General features: G+C 47.9%; 18 protein-coding genes. 7 read left to right on the top strand and 11 right to left on the bottom strand.

Translation table 11 applies throughout. The features are described 5' to 3' along the window. Nucleotides 1-95 precede the first annotated feature (95 nt). The 4 genes from EI981_RS06275 to EI981_RS06260 all read right to left on the bottom strand — a co-directional run bounded on the left by EI981_RS06275 (nucleotide 96) and on the right by EI981_RS06260 (nucleotide 2,220). The gene (locus EI981_RS06275) at nucleotides 96-311 is read right to left on the bottom strand and encodes a twin-arginine translocase TatA/TatE family subunit (RefSeq protein WP_126996424.1); all 216 of its coding nucleotides are present in this window, start codon (nucleotides 309-311) and stop codon (nucleotides 96-98) included. A 176-nt stretch (nucleotides 312-487) separates the two neighbouring features. Beyond that, nucleotides 488-973, bottom strand: a complete 486-nt coding sequence (locus tag EI981_RS06270) for a MogA/MoaB family molybdenum cofactor biosynthesis protein (RefSeq protein ID WP_126996422.1) — start codon at nucleotides 971-973, stop codon at nucleotides 488-490. Between the two features lie 95 nt (nucleotides 974-1,068). Continuing rightward, nucleotides 1,069-1,557, bottom strand: coding sequence for a cyclic pyranopterin monophosphate synthase MoaC (gene moaC / locus EI981_RS06265; RefSeq protein ID WP_126996420.1), 489 nt, complete (start codon nucleotides 1,555-1,557; stop codon nucleotides 1,069-1,071). A gap of 21 nt (nucleotides 1,558-1,578) precedes the next feature. Continuing rightward, the gene (locus EI981_RS06260; protein WP_227011720.1) at nucleotides 1,579-2,220 is read right to left on the bottom strand and encodes a 5-formyltetrahydrofolate cyclo-ligase; all 642 of its coding nucleotides are present in this window, start codon (nucleotides 2,218-2,220) and stop codon (nucleotides 1,579-1,581) included. A gap of 273 nt (nucleotides 2,221-2,493) precedes the next feature. Between EI981_RS06260 and EI981_RS06255 the strand changes: the two genes are divergently transcribed. Next, entirely contained in the window at nucleotides 2,494-4,461 is a 1,968-nt protein-coding gene (locus EI981_RS06255) for an ABC-F family ATP-binding cassette domain-containing protein (protein WP_126996418.1), read from the top strand. Nucleotides 4,462-4,891: 430 nt separating this feature from the next. Here EI981_RS06255 and EI981_RS06250 read toward each other — a convergent pair whose 3' ends face one another. Continuing rightward, nucleotides 4,892-5,341, bottom strand: a complete 450-nt coding sequence (locus EI981_RS06250; protein ID WP_227011719.1) for a hypothetical protein — start codon at nucleotides 5,339-5,341, stop codon at nucleotides 4,892-4,894. Between the two features lie 336 nt (nucleotides 5,342-5,677). Between EI981_RS06250 and EI981_RS06245 the strand changes: the two genes are divergently transcribed. After that, entirely contained in the window at nucleotides 5,678-6,055 is a 378-nt protein-coding gene (locus EI981_RS06245) for a rhodanese-like domain-containing protein (RefSeq protein WP_126996414.1), read from the top strand. A 64-nt stretch (nucleotides 6,056-6,119) separates the two neighbouring features. On the opposite strand, the gene EI981_RS06240 is transcribed toward EI981_RS06245, so the two are convergent. Next, a complete protein-coding gene (locus EI981_RS06240; RefSeq protein ID WP_126996412.1) occupies nucleotides 6,120-6,929 on the bottom strand; it encodes an AAC(3) family N-acetyltransferase in 810 nt (269 codons plus the stop codon). A 650-nt stretch (nucleotides 6,930-7,579) separates the two neighbouring features. Here EI981_RS06240 and EI981_RS06235 point away from each other — a divergent pair. Both EI981_RS06235 and EI981_RS06230 read left to right on the top strand, forming a co-directional pair. Beyond that, nucleotides 7,580-8,575: a peptidoglycan DD-metalloendopeptidase family protein gene (locus tag EI981_RS06235; RefSeq protein ID WP_126996410.1), complete on the top strand. Its 996-nt coding sequence runs from the start codon at nucleotides 7,580-7,582 to the stop codon at nucleotides 8,573-8,575. Then, nucleotides 8,575-8,976: a bactofilin family protein gene (locus tag EI981_RS06230; RefSeq protein ID WP_126996408.1), complete on the top strand. Its 402-nt coding sequence runs from the start codon at nucleotides 8,575-8,577 to the stop codon at nucleotides 8,974-8,976. The genes EI981_RS06235 and EI981_RS06230 overlap by 1 nt, the downstream gene beginning before the upstream one ends. A 406-nt stretch (nucleotides 8,977-9,382) precedes the next feature. On the opposite strand, the gene tsaD is transcribed toward EI981_RS06230, so the two are convergent. From tsaD to tsaE, 4 genes are read right to left on the bottom strand one after another with little or no spacing between them, the layout of a single operon-like run. Beyond that, complete coding sequence (tsaD, locus tag EI981_RS06220) at nucleotides 9,383-10,414, bottom strand: tRNA (adenosine(37)-N6)-threonylcarbamoyltransferase complex transferase subunit TsaD (RefSeq protein WP_126996404.1); 1,032 nt, start codon at nucleotides 10,412-10,414, stop codon at nucleotides 9,383-9,385. Between the two features lie 29 nt (nucleotides 10,415-10,443). Beyond that, entirely contained in the window at nucleotides 10,444-10,935 is a 492-nt protein-coding gene (gene rimI, locus EI981_RS06215; protein ID WP_227011718.1) for a ribosomal protein S18-alanine N-acetyltransferase, read from the bottom strand. A 15-nt stretch (nucleotides 10,936-10,950) separates the two neighbouring features. Next, nucleotides 10,951-11,817, bottom strand: a complete 867-nt coding sequence (gene tsaB / locus EI981_RS06210) for a tRNA (adenosine(37)-N6)-threonylcarbamoyltransferase complex dimerization subunit type 1 TsaB (protein WP_126996402.1) — start codon at nucleotides 11,815-11,817, stop codon at nucleotides 10,951-10,953. Then, entirely contained in the window at nucleotides 11,814-12,308 is a 495-nt protein-coding gene (gene tsaE, locus EI981_RS06205) for a tRNA (adenosine(37)-N6)-threonylcarbamoyltransferase complex ATPase subunit type 1 TsaE (RefSeq protein ID WP_126996400.1), read from the bottom strand. Before tsaE ends, tsaB begins: the two co-directional genes overlap by 4 nt. 263 nt (nucleotides 12,309-12,571) lie before the next feature. Here tsaE and ku point away from each other — a divergent pair, with 263 nt between their 5' ends. Continuing rightward, nucleotides 12,572-13,513, top strand: coding sequence for a non-homologous end joining protein Ku (gene ku / locus EI981_RS06200; RefSeq protein WP_126996398.1), 942 nt, complete (start codon nucleotides 12,572-12,574; stop codon nucleotides 13,511-13,513). A gap of 19 nt (nucleotides 13,514-13,532) precedes the next feature. Here ku and EI981_RS06195 read toward each other — a convergent pair whose 3' ends face one another. Further along, nucleotides 13,533-14,495 (bottom strand): ATP-dependent DNA ligase, encoded by a 963-nt coding sequence (locus EI981_RS06195; protein ID WP_335926334.1) that lies wholly within the window; start codon nucleotides 14,493-14,495, stop codon nucleotides 13,533-13,535. A gap of 149 nt (nucleotides 14,496-14,644) precedes the next feature. On the opposite strand from EI981_RS06195, the gene ligD reads away from it, so the two are divergent. Continuing rightward, nucleotides 14,645-15,538 carry a non-homologous end-joining DNA ligase gene (ligD, locus tag EI981_RS06190; RefSeq protein WP_126996396.1) on the top strand — a complete coding sequence of 298 codons (894 nt, stop codon included), beginning with the start codon at nucleotides 14,645-14,647 and terminating at the stop codon, nucleotides 15,536-15,538. Between the two features lie 401 nt (nucleotides 15,539-15,939). Then, the gene (locus tag EI981_RS06185) at nucleotides 15,940-16,944 is read left to right on the top strand and encodes a M23 family metallopeptidase (RefSeq protein WP_126996394.1); all 1,005 of its coding nucleotides are present in this window, start codon (nucleotides 15,940-15,942) and stop codon (nucleotides 16,942-16,944) included. Nucleotides 16,945-16,989 lie beyond the last annotated feature (45 nt).

Raw genomic sequence — 16,989 nt, 5'->3', positions numbered from 1 at the left:
GGCCGATTTGTCCGGCTTAACGCACCAATAGGGCGGCAAAATTCAAACAAAATCCCTCCCTAATAACAACAAGGAAGGGATTCAATATGTATCTTCTATTCTGGCAGACGCCGATCCTCCTGCTTTGGAGCTTCATTTACAGGAGCCGCTTCCGCTTTCTGAGCTTCGGGACGATCCTCTACAATATCGCGAGTGGCATTCTTGAACTCATTAATGGTGCGCCCGACGGCGCGGCCGAGCTCCGGCAGCTTCTTCGGACCAAACAACACGAGAGCCGCTATAACGATTAACAGAAAAGCACCTGCACTCATGCTCATTCTCCCCCGTTAGCATAAATTAATAGACTCATGATGGGGCGCCATCATGATACGCCCACATCATACCATAACAAAGATCACAGTTACAGCCCGTTCAGCAAATTTATTTGCAGAAACATGAAATTATGCCAACATCTCTAGGCGGATTTAACCAACTCGCTACAGGAAAATTAAAGTCGGAATTGACCCGTAACCATAAGCAGCGCTTCCGGAAGCTGATCCATGATCGCTGCCAGGTTCTCGTGCACCCCTTTTGGAGTTCCCGGCAAATTGACGATCAAAGTCCGTCCGCGGATTCCGACAATGCCACGGAACAGCATGCTGGCCGGATTTTTCTGCATCACCCTGGAGCGCATCGCTTCGGCCATTCCTGGCACCTCACGTTCAATGACACGCCTAGTCGCCTCGGGAGTCACATCCCGAATGGCGAGCTCTGTACCGCCAGTAGTCAAGACAAGATCGGCTTGAAAATAATCGGTCATTTCAATCAGTGCAGCGATAATCTCATCAGGTTCATCAGGTACGATGCGATATTCGATGATTTCCCCTCCCAATTCTTCCTCGACCAGTTCCCTAATCACCTGTGCGCTCGTATCTTCACGTTCGCCCCTGGCTCCTTTGTCGCTTGCCGTAAGAATCGCTGTTTTCCAAACCATGAAGCCATCCTCCTCACCCTTATGGAACTTCTATTTAAGTTGTATTCATCATTTTATTCTGCGCACTACTGTACGCAATTGTTCATCAGATCCGATCAAATCCGCGAATAATCTCCGTGGACACCACCGCTCTTGGCCTGCAGCATCGTAGGACCGATAACGATATCCTTCTGTAATGCTTTGCACATATCGTACACCGTTAGCGCTGCCGCTGATACGGCCGTAAGTGCTTCCATTTCCACCCCTGTTCTTCCTTCCGTTCTAACTGTAGCTTCTATATATAACTCATCATGGTTGTTATCCGTAAAGACGATATTCACTCCAGTAAGCATCAACGGGTGACACATCGGGATCCAATCAGACGTGCGCTTAGCCCCTTGAATACCGGCCACCTGAGCAACGGCAAGCACATCTCCCTTGCTGATCTTGCCTTCCTTGATTGCAGCTAGCGTCGTAGGTTGCATATGCACCGTCGTCTGTGCAACGGCCACCCGGACTGTGGATTCCTTTGCCGAAATATCGACCATCCGCGCCCGGCCCTGTTCATTGAAGTGCGTCAGAGCTTGTCCTGATTCCGTTTCCATAAATGCGCTCACTACTCTCTTTCATATATATATCATACCTGATGCTGTAAACAGCATATCCAGTCTAAAATCATGCTCTTCCATCGGAATTCGCCCCGGGATGATCTGCTCCTCAAGTGTCAGTGAGGCCTTAATTGGGACCAAGCCAGTGCTCTTGACCGATGATATTTGTTCCATGAAGCGATCATAATACCCGCCCCCGAAGCCAATTCTGCCGCCATAGCGGTCATAGGCAAGACCCGGAACGATAATGATGTCAATCTCTGCATAACGCGCAGTCGGCCACTGCGGCATATGATCTCCCGGCTCTGGGATGCCCCACACTCCCGGGATCAGATCATTTACATCATTCATTTCATGAAGCGTCAGCTTCCGTTCTTCGCTAATCACTTTGGGGACCAGTACCCGGTCACCCCGCTCAAGGGAAGTTTGAATCAAATGCAGCGTCTCAGGCTCGTCTCGAAATGATACGTAGCAGAATACATTCAGTCTTCCACCGCGGCTTTTTCTTAGGGGGGATAGCACCTCGTTCTCTGCCAGCAAACTGGCAGCAATCGACTGTTCTCTGCGGGAAGCTGCAGAGACATTTGAGCGAATCACAGTCATTCTGTGACGCAGCTCTTTCTTTTGTGCGGATATATTTTGAGCTGAAGTATCCCTCACGACGCCTCTTCCCCTTTCTCGTCAAGAAGGATATATTTTGTGTTTTGTCAAAAGTATATATTCTTCCCTCTAGTGTATCATTGTTGGCGTAAAATGAAAACCAAGCTTCTTTTCGCAAATCGCATGACAGCGATCATTAAAGTGCGGTGCATTTGCAGGGTTTTTCATGTACACTACAATATATAGTAGTAGGCTTATTAGCTTAATCACACAAAACCTAATTCAGTAATTTGAGAACATACTTAGTAAATTCGTTGGAGGATCAAATTCATTATGTTGCTTCAAGCTGCAAATATTACGAAATTATTTGGCGTCACTCCGGTATTGGAGGGCATTAACCTGCAGATTCTGGAAAGAGAACGGATCGGGCTGGTCGGTGTTAATGGCGCAGGAAAATCTACATTGCTGCAAATCCTTGCAGAGGAAATATCTTATGATGGTGGGCAAATCTTCAAAGCCAAAGAGACTCGGATCGGCTATCTAGCTCAGAACAGCGGACTACAGTCCGACCGAACGATCTGGGAAGAAATGCTGAACGTATTCGCCCCTCTATTAGAGACTGAGCGCGAGCTAAGAGGAATGGAGGCGCAGATTGCCGATCCGGCGGTGGCGGCTGATGAGAAGGCTTATCAGGAACTGCTTAACCGCTATGCGCTCAAATCGGACTGGTTCAAGGATAACGGCGGCTATGAGATCGAGACACGGATCCGCAGTGTGCTATATGGAATGGGCTTCGGTAATTTCTCGTCCGATACGGTTATCTCTACCTTGAGTGGTGGACAGAAGACCCGGCTTGCGTTGGCACGGATTCTGCTTCAGGCTCCGGACCTGCTAATGCTGGACGAACCCACGAACCATTTGGATATTCAGACCTTGACCTGGCTGGAGGATTACCTCCGTAATTATTCAGGGGCATTGCTGGTTGTCTCTCATGACCGTTATTTCCTGGACCGTCTAGTTACAACCATCGTCGAGATCGAACGGCATCAATCAACCCGGTATACGGGCAACTACAGCCGTTATATTGAGCTTAAGGCCGCTGAATATGAGAGTCGCATGAAGCAGTATGAGAAGCAGCAGGACGAAATAGCCCGGATGGAAGACTTCATCCAGAAAAATCTCGTCCGCGCCTCAACGACCAAGCGGGCACAGAGTCGGCGCAAGGCGCTGGAGAAGATGGATCGAATTGAGCGCCCACTCGGCGATTTGAAGCGGGCCAGCTTCTCCTTCGAGGCGGAGATTCAGACAGGCAAGGATGTCCTGTATGTGGATCAACTGTCCTATGGCTATGATGACTCCAAAACTCCGTTATTCCAAAATGTATCCTTCTATCTGAATCGCGGTGAGACAGTAGCTCTAATCGGACCGAATGGGATCGGCAAATCCACCTTGTTGAAAATACTAACCGGCGATCTACGGCCTCATTCAGGCTCGCTAACCTGGGGCTCCAAAGTAAAAATCGGCTACTACGATCAGGAACAAACGCATCTTAATCGCGAGAATACCGTGTTGGAAGAGGTTTGGAGCGCATTTCCTCATATTGAGGAAGCTCGTATCCGTAGTGTACTTGGGAACTTCCTGTTCAGCGGAGAGGACGTTCTGAAGAAGATCGCCGCTTTGAGCGGCGGAGAGAAAGCCCGCGTTGCTCTGGCCAAATTAATGCTGGAGAAAGCCAATGTGCTAATTCTTGACGAACCAACGAACCACCTGGACCTATTTAGCAAAGAGGTGCTGGAATCCGCCCTGCTCGATTATGACGGTACACTGCTGTTCATTTCCCATGACCGTTACTTCTTAAATAAGATGGCTGAGCGAATCGTCGAACTCCACCCTAATGGAGCGCAACATTTCCTGGGTAATTACGATGACTATCTAGAGAAGAAGCTGGAGCTGGAGGAAATGGCCGCAGAGAAGGCCGCTCAAGAGGCCGCTAAGCAAAAGCCGGAGCGTGCGAGCTTACAGGAAGATGACAACGCCGCTAAAGGGAAATCAGGGGCTGCATCTTATGAAGCAGACAAACAAGCGAAGCGTGAAGAACGCAACCGTCAGCGCCGACTTGAACAGTTGGAGGAGCTCATTTCCAAGTTGGAGGGGGACATCGCCTCACTTGAGCACGAGCTTACCCTTCCGGAAATATATCAGGATTATACGGCTGTCCAGGAGCGACAAACAGCAATCGATGAACATAAGGAGCAATTGTCGGCTTGCTATGAGGAATGGGAGCAACTGATGGAGAATTAAGGGGAATGTCGAATTCAAAGCTTCGGACTGAAAATTGGCCTTTTTGGACACGAGCTTTAAGATTTTCATAAAATCGTAAAAAAATCCTTGATCACAGCCTTATCCACATATCAATTGATAATAAATGTAAAAAAACGACCGATCAGGTCGTTTTTTTACGCTTTAAAATAGGCTTTTCATGGAATTCCCCAAATTATCCACTAAGTTATGCACATTATCCACAGTTTTTCTGAAAAAATTATCCGACTTCCATTTATTAAATCTAATCCGTTGGTGCATAAGACTTTTTTTGATTTTCATTACAAAAATGCTCCATTTAGCCCTTTCCTTGTCCACATCTTGACAGCAACCCCGAAAACATGCTTTCTCTTGAATCGGCGGTACCTGCCAAAGGACGTGGGCTTCGCTTCCCCTCTCTATTGCTCACATACTATCCTTGAACAGAATCTTTCTCGATCTCGATTTCATTCTCTACCCGCTCCTTCAGATACGATTCATTGACTTGTGGCAACACCGTCACAATCTGAATTGCCAATCCAAGCGCGATATAGAAAAGATGGACAAGAGCAACTGCATTCAAGATATATGTCTCCACCGAGATCCAAATAATTAGGATAATGGAAATATACAAAGAGTAAGCCCAGGACCAATGCGATTTCTTGAATACATCTAAGCGTTCTGCCCATTTACATTCCCGCCTCGTAATTAATCCCCAGGCGACGATTAACGGAAAGATCCCCATGAACACCAAGAGAATGATCCCAGGAATAAGATAGTTGGGAAATAGCTCAATTTCCATGATATCGGTAGGCATTCCCAGTAAACTTCCGCTCGGTTCGATCACCAATACCGCGCCGCCAAACACTGCGCCTATCCCCAAAAATAAATGAGCCCAATCAATAGCCAGACTGAAAAAGAAAGCCTTGGGTAGCCTTCACATCCATCATCCCTTCGTATAATTTTTTAGACACACAATTTTAGTTGTGAACTTTTCAACTTTAAATGAATCTGTGATACTTTTCACTTATAAAGCTATTCTGTAAGAAGCATGCGGTATGTCGTAACATGATCACGATGATGTTTATTTCAATTTATCATATGTTAGAGATCGTGGGAATTGAAATCAAAGCAGTATATGGATATGATAGAAAATTGAATGCAGTACTAACGAAATAATGAGATCGCAAAAAAATGAATAAGAAATGAGGAAAATCGAGTGAGTGAAATCATCGGCGGTGTTTCGCATATCGATTGCGATGAATTGCAGCATATACTTCAAAGTTCAAATAATAAAACTTTAGTTATTGATGTTCGTGAGCCGGAGGAGTACATCGCCGGGCATATTCCGGGCATCCCACTGATTCCGATGAATGATATACCTTATTATATCGGAGATTTCGATATGGAACGAGAATATGTATTCGTATGCCGGAGCGGAGGAAGAAGCTATCAAGTCGCCAGATACTTCAAACATAACGGATTTGACAAAGTCCATAACTATAGCGGCGGAATGCTGGAATGGTGCTATGATATTGCGGAAGGTCCAGAGAACATTATTCAGGAATTCGATCCGGCTCGACTTGAGCGGAAATAAACCCCAGCATGAATCCTACCCTCTCAAGACCTCGCCCAAATGCGAGGTCTTGAACATATTAGCATCATAACTTCTTGCGATGTACCGGCAGCCACGCCGTCCCATAATCAACTAGCTGCTTCTGTGGAATCAGCATCGCCTCTGCACCACCGATCTTGCCACGTTTGACCAAGCCGGTCTCCCGTTCAAAATCGTCGCCAATAGCTGCAAAATCAGATGAATCATATTCAATGTCCTTAAACTGTGCCCAGTGTCTGGTCCCATCCGTCTTGATCGGTGCCTGATTTATGATCTCCCGTTTGGTCTCATAATCTGCCCGGATCTCCGATAAATGTAGCGAAGTATTGCTGTCATTCCCTACACCAAGCAACAGAACGTACCCTTCCAGCTCGTAAATCCGTGCCAGAGGAGATGGTTCTCCCAGGCTGTATTCCAAAGAATGGTTCCCAGCAATATACTCGGCCCTTTCCCCCCATGCAGCAAAGGATAGCAGTGGGTGGCTGCTGCGGATAACAGAATCCTGCTTGCGGAACATCTCGGGTATAACCCCCATTCCCCATAACGGTGTTAGATTCGCATCATAGGCCGGCATCTGCTCACGGATGGTCTCCCACCATTCCTTCGGAACCGGTGGATTCTCCCATCCGGCAGGATCGCTCAGATCCCCGGAATGAGTTGGCATGACCACGTTTCCTTTCCCGCCAACCGCCGCTTCCAAGGCCAGAATAACCGCTGGCGGTCCTCCGACTACAAAGGAACCTATTGCTTTAAAAGAAGAATGCATAATAACCGTCATTCCCGGACATACTCCCAGACGGATAAAATCCGATTTCAGCGTCTCAACCGTAATTAAGCTCCCCTTCACTTCTTCCATACCTTCCAACCTCTTTTCTATAACTATATAAGTTGAATAACACCAAAAAAACAAGGAATAAGGCAAAAGGGTACGATATTCAAAAGAAGTAAAACATTTTGAATATCGTCCCTAGGTGAAATGATTCTGGAGAAGCTGAAAGCTTTCTGTAAGAAAGCTGCTTCGGAAGCATATGCTGCGCTCGCCTTTGTGAACAGATTTCTACCTTGTTGGATTCTAATAAATCAAGAAATCTGTGAGCAACAGCGATCGGAAGAACATTTCACCCGGCTGCCTTCATCCGTACAATCATTAATTCAACTTATATAGCTGTACTCTACTCCAATATTACAACACAAAACAACCGACAAAATAAACCCCACCTTATTCATCAAGATGAATAATATGGCGAACACCAACAAATGATAAAGGCAAACATCTGACAATTTTCGCACAGAGCAGGGATTTGGAAAGTTTTGACGAATGATAACTAATAGTTCGTGTTCAAAAAGGTCGATTTTCAGCACCGAAGCTTATGGTTTCGATGTGCGTTCTTTCAAACTGCTTCAGTTGGATTGAAGCAAGGGACGGCTTTTTGAATACCTCTATTAGCTTGCCGTTAAGAAATTTAGGTCCCATAGAATGATCATCTATTCGTTCAGGAGGATTTCATGAAATTCAGATTCAAACCGACCAACAAGCGGTTTACCATTCTGATCGTGCCGGAAGGCACCCGTCCAGTATTCCGCTTCAAATTAAAATTATCTCTTCTGCTGACCTCAGCCGTAGCAGTTGGAACCATGGTTGTACTGCTCCTCGTTCTGTTCATAGTGAACCGCAATCACTCCGATCGGATCGCCTCTCTGCAAGCAGAGCTCTCCCTATCCAACGATCAGCTTCAAAGCACGATAGATAATAAAGAACAGAATGTCGATAAGCTGCTATCGGAATTGCTTGAATTATCGGAGAAATCCAAAGATATCGAGAATAAGATCAACGAGCTGGAGAAGATAGAATCCGAGTTGAAATCTTTGGGCGGGATGTCTGGACTATCTTCCGATTTGACAGCATTGCTGCCGCTCTCCGATGGAGGTATTGGTGGTGAAGACATTCCACTGACCGAGGATGAGATCGTGTCTTTAGCCGCAGAAGCGAAGGATAACCTGTCAGCTACCCTAGATAAAATGCCTAATCTGCAAGCCAAGCTTGATCAGACCAAGGTCAACCTGCAGAAGTACAAACAATGGCTGAAGATTTTACCGACCTATTGGCCAACGACATCTGTGCGAACCACCTCAGATTTTGGCAAGAGAATAGACCCCTTTAACGGCAAAATGACTTTACATAACGGACTGGATATCGGAGGAGATGTAGGAGATCCGATTTACGCGGCTGCGGACGGAAAAGTGACTGATACCGGTTACAGCCCGGCACGTGGAAATTATGTAACCCTATCGCATCCGTCAGGCACGGAATCTATCTATATGCATCTGAAGAGATCACTAGCCAACAAGGGAGACGCTGTGAAGCAAGGCGATCTGATTGGAGAACTAGGCAACACAGGCCGAAGCACCGGACCACATCTTCATTTTCAAGTCATGAAGAATGGAACTGCTGTCGACCCATTGCTCTACTTAAAAATCCCTGGAGAGGATGATAGAAATTAATGCTGCGTAATAAAGCCACAAAAATTGACCTTAACTCAACGGATACACTAATCGGGGAAGGCAGTGTATTTGAAGGAAAGCTCAAATCCAGTGCTAGCGTGCGCATTGAAGGACAGATGATCGGTGATGTAAAATGCGACGGGGATGTCACCATCGGAGAGAAGGGCGTGGTCGAGTCCAGCCTGATCAGCGCCAGGAATGTGACGATCGCCGGCCAGGTCAACGGCAACGTCCAGGCTAGCAACAAGTTAACAATCACGTCCAAGGGCAAGCTGTACGGTAACATAGCCGCGGCTTCACTAGCCATCGAAGAAGGAAGCATATTCGAGGGTACCAGCCGGATGGGGAACTCGTCGGATATCGCATTGGCCATGAATGAAGCGGCAGCTTCTTCCGAATAGAGCTTGAACTTAATGTGATTGTTCGTGTTCAAAAAGGCCGGTTTTCAGCACCGAGAAGGTTGGATGAAGCTAGGGCGTGAGGAGCGCAGCGTACGTAGTTTGTACGTGAGCACCTAAGATGTTTCCGTAGGAAACATGACTTCGTAAGCATCTGCTTAGGCCCGGCTGAATTCAAGATTCGATGTCGAATAGCTTCAAGATTACTTCGTGTTAGATAGAGAATTTATAAGTTATCAGCATAGCTGATGAAATTCTATATCGCAAGAAAGCCTACCGATGAATCGCGGTCGCTCATCCTTGGATTATCTTCGATTGGTTTTCTTATCAAAAGTGGGCTTTTTGAACAACCTCTAATTGCAAAAAAAAGGCTGCAGCCCAGTTACACCGGGCATGCAGCCTTTATCTATTACACTTCTAGCAGCCATTCCTCTAAAGACAAGGATGGGTCGGCTTTTAATTCAAGATCGGAGAACTTGCTCTCCTTCCACTTCAGATAAGCTGCGGCACCAATCATAGCCGCATTATCCGTACAATACTTGAACGGCGGAATGATTAGTGAAATCTGCTCACTCTTACAACGCTCAGAGAGGCTTGCCCGTAGACCACGGTTAGCTGCAACCCCACCGCAGAGCAGAAGCTGCTTCGCGCCCGTAGAACGAATCGCGCGGATCGCTTTTTCCACCAGCACCTCAATGACCGACTCCTGAAAACCGCGGGCAATCGCTGGCTGATAGCCCTCTTCGCCCCGCATCTTATGTTGATTCACCGCATTTAGTACGGCAGACTTCAGCCCACTGAAGCTGAAATCATAGGAATCTGGTTCCAGCCAGGCTCTAGGCAGCTCCTCGCTCTGCTCAGCCTCGAGTGCCAGCTTATCAACATGCGGGCCGCCTGGATAAGGGAAGCCTAGTGCCCGTGCTACCTTGTCATATGCTTCGCCAACGGCATCGTCTCGAGTCTGGCCAATCAGCTTGAAGCTGCCCTCTTGCTCCATCAGCACCAGCTCCGTATGACCGCCCGACACGACGAGTGCGACACAAGGATATTCAATCGGTTGGACCAACCGGTTGGCATAAATATGCCCGGCAATATGATGCGTGCCGATCAACGGTTTGTCGAGAGCGAAGGCCAGGCTTTTCGCAGCCATGATCCCTACGAGCAGAGCACCAACTAACCCAGGTCCTTCTGTCACCGCAATTGCACTCAGTTCCTCCGGCTCGATATTGGCCTGGCGAATCGCCTCTTCCAGCATTAGAGTAATATTCTCCACATGCTTGCGTGAGGCAACCTCAGGTACGACCCCTCCGAACGCCTTATGCGTCTCAATCTGGCTGGCGATCAGATTTGACAGTACCTCTGTACCATTCTTGACAACCGCGGCAGAAGTCTCATCACAGCTCGTCTCTACCGCTAATATATAGCAATCTTGATTTACCAAAGTTCCTCTCTTCCTCTCTGTTCCTCGGTTCAGCCCTGCTGTACCCGTACCGGTAAGTCACACCACATAATCAGCGCGTCCTCATGGTTGTCCGAGTAATAATCCTTACGCTTCCCCGTAGGGACAAATCCCATTTTACTGTAGAGCGACTGTGCCACATAATTCGAGACTCTGACTTCCAGTGTCATGCGAACCATCCCCAGTTCGACAGCCCAATCCATCACCTCTCGCAGCAGACGTTCACCGAGATGATGGCCGCGCAGAGCCGTTCTTACAGCTATATTGGTAATATGTGCTTCATCTACGATCGTCCACATGCCGCAATATCCAACCGTCTTGCCTTCAACCTCCATCACGAGATACTTAGCAAAATGATTCATCGTCATCTCATTGCGGAATGCTCCCTCGCTCCAAGGCAGAGAAAAGGACTCATGTTCAATGACCATAATGTCCGGTATATCATCCAATGTCATAGGGCGAAATACGATATTGCCAAGTTCGGCGTCCTTTATAGACCGCATGAATGGTCTCCTCCTCTATGCATTACGAAGCCGCTTCGCTTCCGCTTCTGCAAGCTGGGTATAGTTCGGTTCAATTGCGTGTACATCATCACCTGCGCCACTCCGGCTCCTAGCCGTTCCGGCGATTCCCATCCAGATCCCTTCCAACTCATAGGAAACAATATGAAGACGATCCCCCATCAGAGGGCGTAAAGCTTCGGCGGCCGCTTCATGCAGAGCAACATCGCCAACAATCCAGATCCCTTCTGGTCTGTCCTCCGGGGCGTAGGTTTGCAGCAGTTCGGCAAGTTGTTCTATCCAACGGTCCATAAGCCGGATGCCATCCTGCTCTAGTCGGTGAGTCAGTGTGTTATCTTGAGCTGAGAATAACGCTGTATAGACTTGTCCACGCCGCGCATCTACGAGCGGAATAATCCAATGCTCTCTCGCACTGGCAGTTGTTCCTGCAGCTGCACTCGATTCCGCAGTAGCGTCCGCCACCCTAGATCGATCCCCCAGCGCGTACGCTCCTAACGCCGCTGTATCTTGGCCCGTCTCTTTGGCCCAAGCTCCTAGCGCCGTCGCCTCCAGACTGGAAATGCCGAACACCGGGATCTTCAAGGCCCAAGCCAGCGTCTTTGCTGTCGTCACCGCAATCCGAATTCCTGTATAAGAGCCAGGACCCACGCCAACGGCAATGCCGTCAAGCTCCTGCTTGGTTATGCCTGCCGCTTCAAGGGCTTTTTCAATTGCAGTGACCAAATAAGCCGAATGATTACGTTCCGCATGTATATTTTGCTCCGCCAGCAGCGTGCCATTCTCCATGACCGCTACAGCCAGCGAAGAAGTGGAAGTGTCAAACGCCAATAGCCGCTGCTGCGGCCGATTACCGTCTATATTCATTGTTCAAGGACTCCATTCTCTGTCAAAGTGTAAATCCAATCGTCATAGGGCTGACCCTGGGCCTTCAGATATATTCTCCGCTCTGTCACAGATAGGGTCTCCAGATAAATGTGCAGCAGATTTTGCGGCAAAATATCCGTAATGAGACTGGCCCATTCCACCAATGTGACGCCCTGCCCATAGAAATATTCGTCCAGGCCAAGCTCCTCAGCTTCGTCCAGCGACAACCGATATACGTCCATATGATAAAAAGGCAGTCGCCCCTTATATTCCTTGATCAAGGTGAAGGTCGGACTGTTCACCGTTCCCTTGACACCTAGATGCTTCGCGAACAATTGCGAAAAAGCCGTCTTCCCGGCTCCAAGATCCCCGTCGAGGGCGATAACCGTTCCCGCCAAGGCTTGTCCCGCCAGAAAAGCAGCCAGCTTCTCTGTACCGGCAAGGTCTTTTATCTCAAATACGAGCTTTGCCGACAATTTATCGAATTCCATATTTTGACCACCCTCATCTACAGCATTCGCCAGCAAGATTCTTCAAATCAAAAATCTACATAAAACTATATAATTGGACTTTCTTGGCCATCCTAAAAGAAAACCGTCAGTTCCTGTCATATAAATTGCGTTCTAAATCATTATATAGGTCTGTCAAGAGAGCCGCAACACGGAAGCGATGGGGGTAGCATAATTGTCCAAGTCGCATAAACGTAGAAAGCTTCATTTTTGAACGTCCTCTAAAAAGAAAGGGAGTGTGCATCATGCATACCGTTTGGAAAGGTGCCATAAGCTTCGGTCTGGTCCATGTACCGGTAAAGATGTTCTCGGCTACAGAAGACAAGGATATATCCATGAAATACATCCATAAAGTGTGCGGCAGCCCGATTTCCTATGTGCGCCGTTGTCCTGCCTGTGATGTAGATGTGACTTGGGATGATATTTCCAGAGGCTATGAATACGAGAAAGGTAAGTACGTGCTATTCTCTAAGGAAGAGCTCGACCAATTGTCCGCACAGACGGAGAAGACGATCACCATTCTCGACTTCGTTGATTTAACAGAGATCGATCCGATCTATTTTCAGAAGACCTATTATTTATCGCCCGACCAAGCAGGAGGCAACGCCTATCGGCTACTGCTCGAAGCAATGCGGGATTCCGGCAAGATCGGGATCGCCAAGATCGCCATTCGCTCCAAGGGAAGCCTGGCTGCTATCCGGGTGATGGAGGATTGCCTTGTTATCGAGACGATTTTCTATCCAGATGAAATCCGTCCTGTATCTCAAGTTCCGAATCTACCGCAGGGCGCCAATGTGAACGACAAGGAGCTAACCATGGCCAAGCTGTTGATCGAGCAGTTGTCCACCCCATTCGAGCCGGAGAAGTATACCGATGATTACAGAGAGAATCTCTTAACGCTGATTCAGCAGAAAATTGCCGGGGAAGAGATTAGTCTTGCTCCAGCTAAGCCGGAGACTAATGTAATCGATCTGATGGCCGCTCTTCAAGCAAGTATCGAAGCAGTTAAGGGTCCGATCGTCACTGATCCTGGCGAGACCAAGCCGAAGCGGACCACGACCAGAAAGAAGAAGGAGGCCGTGGCGGAGTCAGAAACACAAGCAGAGACGAACGAGGCCACGCCTGCTGCAGTAACCAAGCCGAAGCGTAAGCCTTCCAGCAAAACAGCAAAAAAGACGATTTCATGAAGCAATTTACCTGTACTTGTCATACCTGCTGAGTGAAAACACATGTCTCCGGCGGAACGTCAGCCCAGCCTTGAAGAACAGGATGACGCAGCGTTCCACCGGGGGTCCACTCAGCGAATTGCACCTTGACCGTCAACTCCGGTTGCATCCATACGACTCCCTTTACCCTCCCCGGAGGTGCGGCAAAGGGTGCTGCAAATGGACGATTCGCTATCGCCAATCTGCGCGAGTCCTCTGTAATGCGGGAGAGATCATTTCCCTTCCATTTTCCGGGGCCGGCATTTCCGATATAGATAAGATTTCCTTGCTCGTTATATAGACCAAGCAGTATAGAATTGACGATCCCGTCACGATATGTTACCCCGCCAATCACTGCGTATAAGTCATAGGTCAGCTTCATCTTGCGCCAACGGTCATCCTTACCGCCAATCGCATAACTGCTGTCGAGCTGCTTACAGACGATACCTTCCCATTGACGCTCTTTCATTACGGTATAGAGGCCTTCGGCATGATCAACATTCGGGACAAGTTGTACGCGCGTACTTGGAAGTATATATTCCTGTAGCAAATGCTGACGCTGCACAAGCGGCTGGTCTGTAACCCAACTGCCGTTGCAATACAGAATATCAAATATCATATAGACGACGGAAATCCTCGGTACTGCAAAAGCAATTTCCTGCTGCCGACGAAGGCTATCCCGCTTCATAATTTCATGAAAAGAAGGTTTACCATCAGCAATTGCGATCATCTCTCCATCCAAAATGGCGGATTCTGCTCGGCAATATTCCGACGGATTCATGAACTCCGGATATTGCAGAGAACGTTCATTCCCGCGGCGATTAATGAGGCGCACTCGACCTTTATCGATATAGGCCAGCATCCGCACTCCATCCCATTTGACCTGGGCAATCCATTGCTTCCCTTGTGGAAATTCAAAGACGCGGATCGGTTCAAACGGTACGACTGGCGTAAATTCCATCATCCATCATTCTCCTATTCACAGCCTGCCACAGGCGAAGCTCTGGCAAGACTTAAATTACGTATTCACCCTCTTATAGTTTTCGCATAACAAGGTTAGCCTAATCTGTAATCAGCTCTTCTCTATTCTCAATCCTTGAAAGGAGGATTCCGATGGCAAGATCGATCAAAGGCACGATCCGGATTGAAGGCGAGGAAGTGACCATTACGAATCCAGACAAGCTGCTCTGGCCGGAAGCCGGCATTACCAAGCAGCAATATTTACAGCGGCTGGCCGAGTTGTCCCCTTATTTGCTCCGCTATTGCCGCAATCGGTTCTTAACTACAATCAGATATCCAGGCGGCATCCATAGCAAATTTTTCTATCAGAAAAATGCTCCCGAGCCACTGCCGGATTTCGTCAAAACCGCTCAGCATGAGGATATCAACTATATTGTGCTCGACAATCTGCCAACTCTACTCTGGCTCGGCAATTTGGCAGCGATCGAATTCCATCCTTCATTGCATTATGTCGGGGACATCCTGCCTTGCGAATGGATGATCGATCTCGATCCAAGTCAGGATGATGAGCCGCGGATTATGGAGGCTGCCGCTTACGTTGGCGACATTCTTGCCTCTCTTGGCATCTCTTCCGTTCCCAAGACGTCGGGTGCTACTGGCGTTCAGATTATTATTCCAATTGAATACGGCGTTACGTTTGATCAACTACGCTCTATCGGCCAATTCGTAGCCCGCTACGCTACGGAGAAGTATCCTTCTTTCTTCACCATCGAACGTCTGAAGAAGGATCGCGAGGGCAAAATTTATTTTGATTATCTCCAGCATTACAGCGGAAAAACCTTGGCAGCTCCCTACACCCCACGCGCACGGCAAGCTGCCAGCGTATCAACGCCATTAACCTGGGATGAGGTACGCAAGAACCCCCATCCATCTGAATTCAATCTGCTGAACATCGGTGAAAGACTGCAGCAAAGAGGAGATTTGTTGCAAGAGGTGAAGCCGCAATCGCTAGAGCTGATCTTACGACATTTACAATCCAAGGCTTAGAAATACTACGGAATACGGCTCTAACCACACCTTTACATAATGATGGCTATCTTCCACTCAGCCTTTTCCACTTTGTACAACGTTTATTCGTAACACGAGACATTGAGGAAGAGAGAGCGAGAGGTAAATAACTACATCAAAACTGCGTTTCTGCAGAAATTACTAGTCTAATACGCCTTCAAAATTCATCTAAACTAACGGAGTCTAGATCTATTTAATCAAGTCTAATTCAGCAAATTTAAGCTTTGCGATATATCAGACAAGGCAGTTTTTTGACATGATTTAAGAGATAAAGGAATAGATAAAATATATAAGCGCGTTTTTTCCATATGAGCTCTATTAACCGTGATCGGAACAGAAGTACGAAGTACTACTTCTAGTGCGAGAGGAAAGGAGTTGCCATGAGAAGTGCCACCTTACCGAATCCAAATCGGATGACATTGCTCGTTCTGCGAGAAGCAGGACAGCCCGCCAAGCAAATGCACATGTCAAAGCCGCTCATCATTGCCGTCCCGCTGGTCGCCATTCTATCGATATCGGGCCTGATTATAAGCCTGCAACTACAATCCAACCAGACGATCGCGAGGCTTGAAGGTCAATTGCAGTCTCAGAACCTCAAGTTCGAGGCCGTTGTCTCTGACAAAAATGCGGCCATCGAGAGACTTCAGAATGAAGTAATCTCGCTCTCTAGCCAATCACAGGACATGATGAATCGGATGGAGCGAGTAGCTGAGCTGGAGGATCAACTGCAGAAATTTATTGAGAAGTATGGAGAATCGGACTCAAGTGCACTGAGCAATCTATCCGCCCTATCGCTGAAAGGTCTTGATGTTGACGACCCCAATGAGCAGCTGGGTGTGGGGGGAGAATTTATCGCTGTCCATGAGAATGAGATTGAACAATTGGCTGAGCATACGAAGGATCAATTTCTTGAAATGAATGCCATGTTGGACGAGATGGAGAAGAATGTGCCCCTGACTCTGAAAAGAGCGAAGCAAACCCAGTACTCCCTATCAGGGACTCCATCAGAATGGCCGACTTTATCGAAACGGCTTACCTCTAATTTTGGCTACCGTACCGATCCGTTCACAGGCCGCGCCTCCTTCCATGCCGGCATTGATATCGGCGCCAAGCAAGGTGATCCGGTATATGCTGCAGCGGCAGGCGAAGTCATTACCACGGCGCAGGACAATTCGCACGGAAAATACATCATTATCCAGCATCCTGGAGGACTGCAGAGCTGGTACCTTCATCTGAGCAAGATCAGCGTCTCCGAGGGGGACTTCATCAAGAAGGGGCAGACGATTGGTCAAGTCGGCAATACCGGACGCAGCACCGGACCTCATTTGCATTTCGAGATTGTTAAGAATGGGAAGACGATCGATCCATTGCCTTATCTGCAATAATTCATTTTTAAGAGGTTTTTCAAATCGTCCAACCAGCCTTTTTGA

Origin of the sequence: Paenibacillus lutimineralis (genome assembly GCF_003991425.1) — a bacterium.
Taxonomy (GTDB): domain Bacteria; phylum Bacillota; class Bacilli; order Paenibacillales; family Paenibacillaceae; genus Fontibacillus; species Fontibacillus lutimineralis.
Note: the sequence above shows the minus strand (reverse complement) of the source record. Positions and strands in the feature narration are given on the sequence as shown.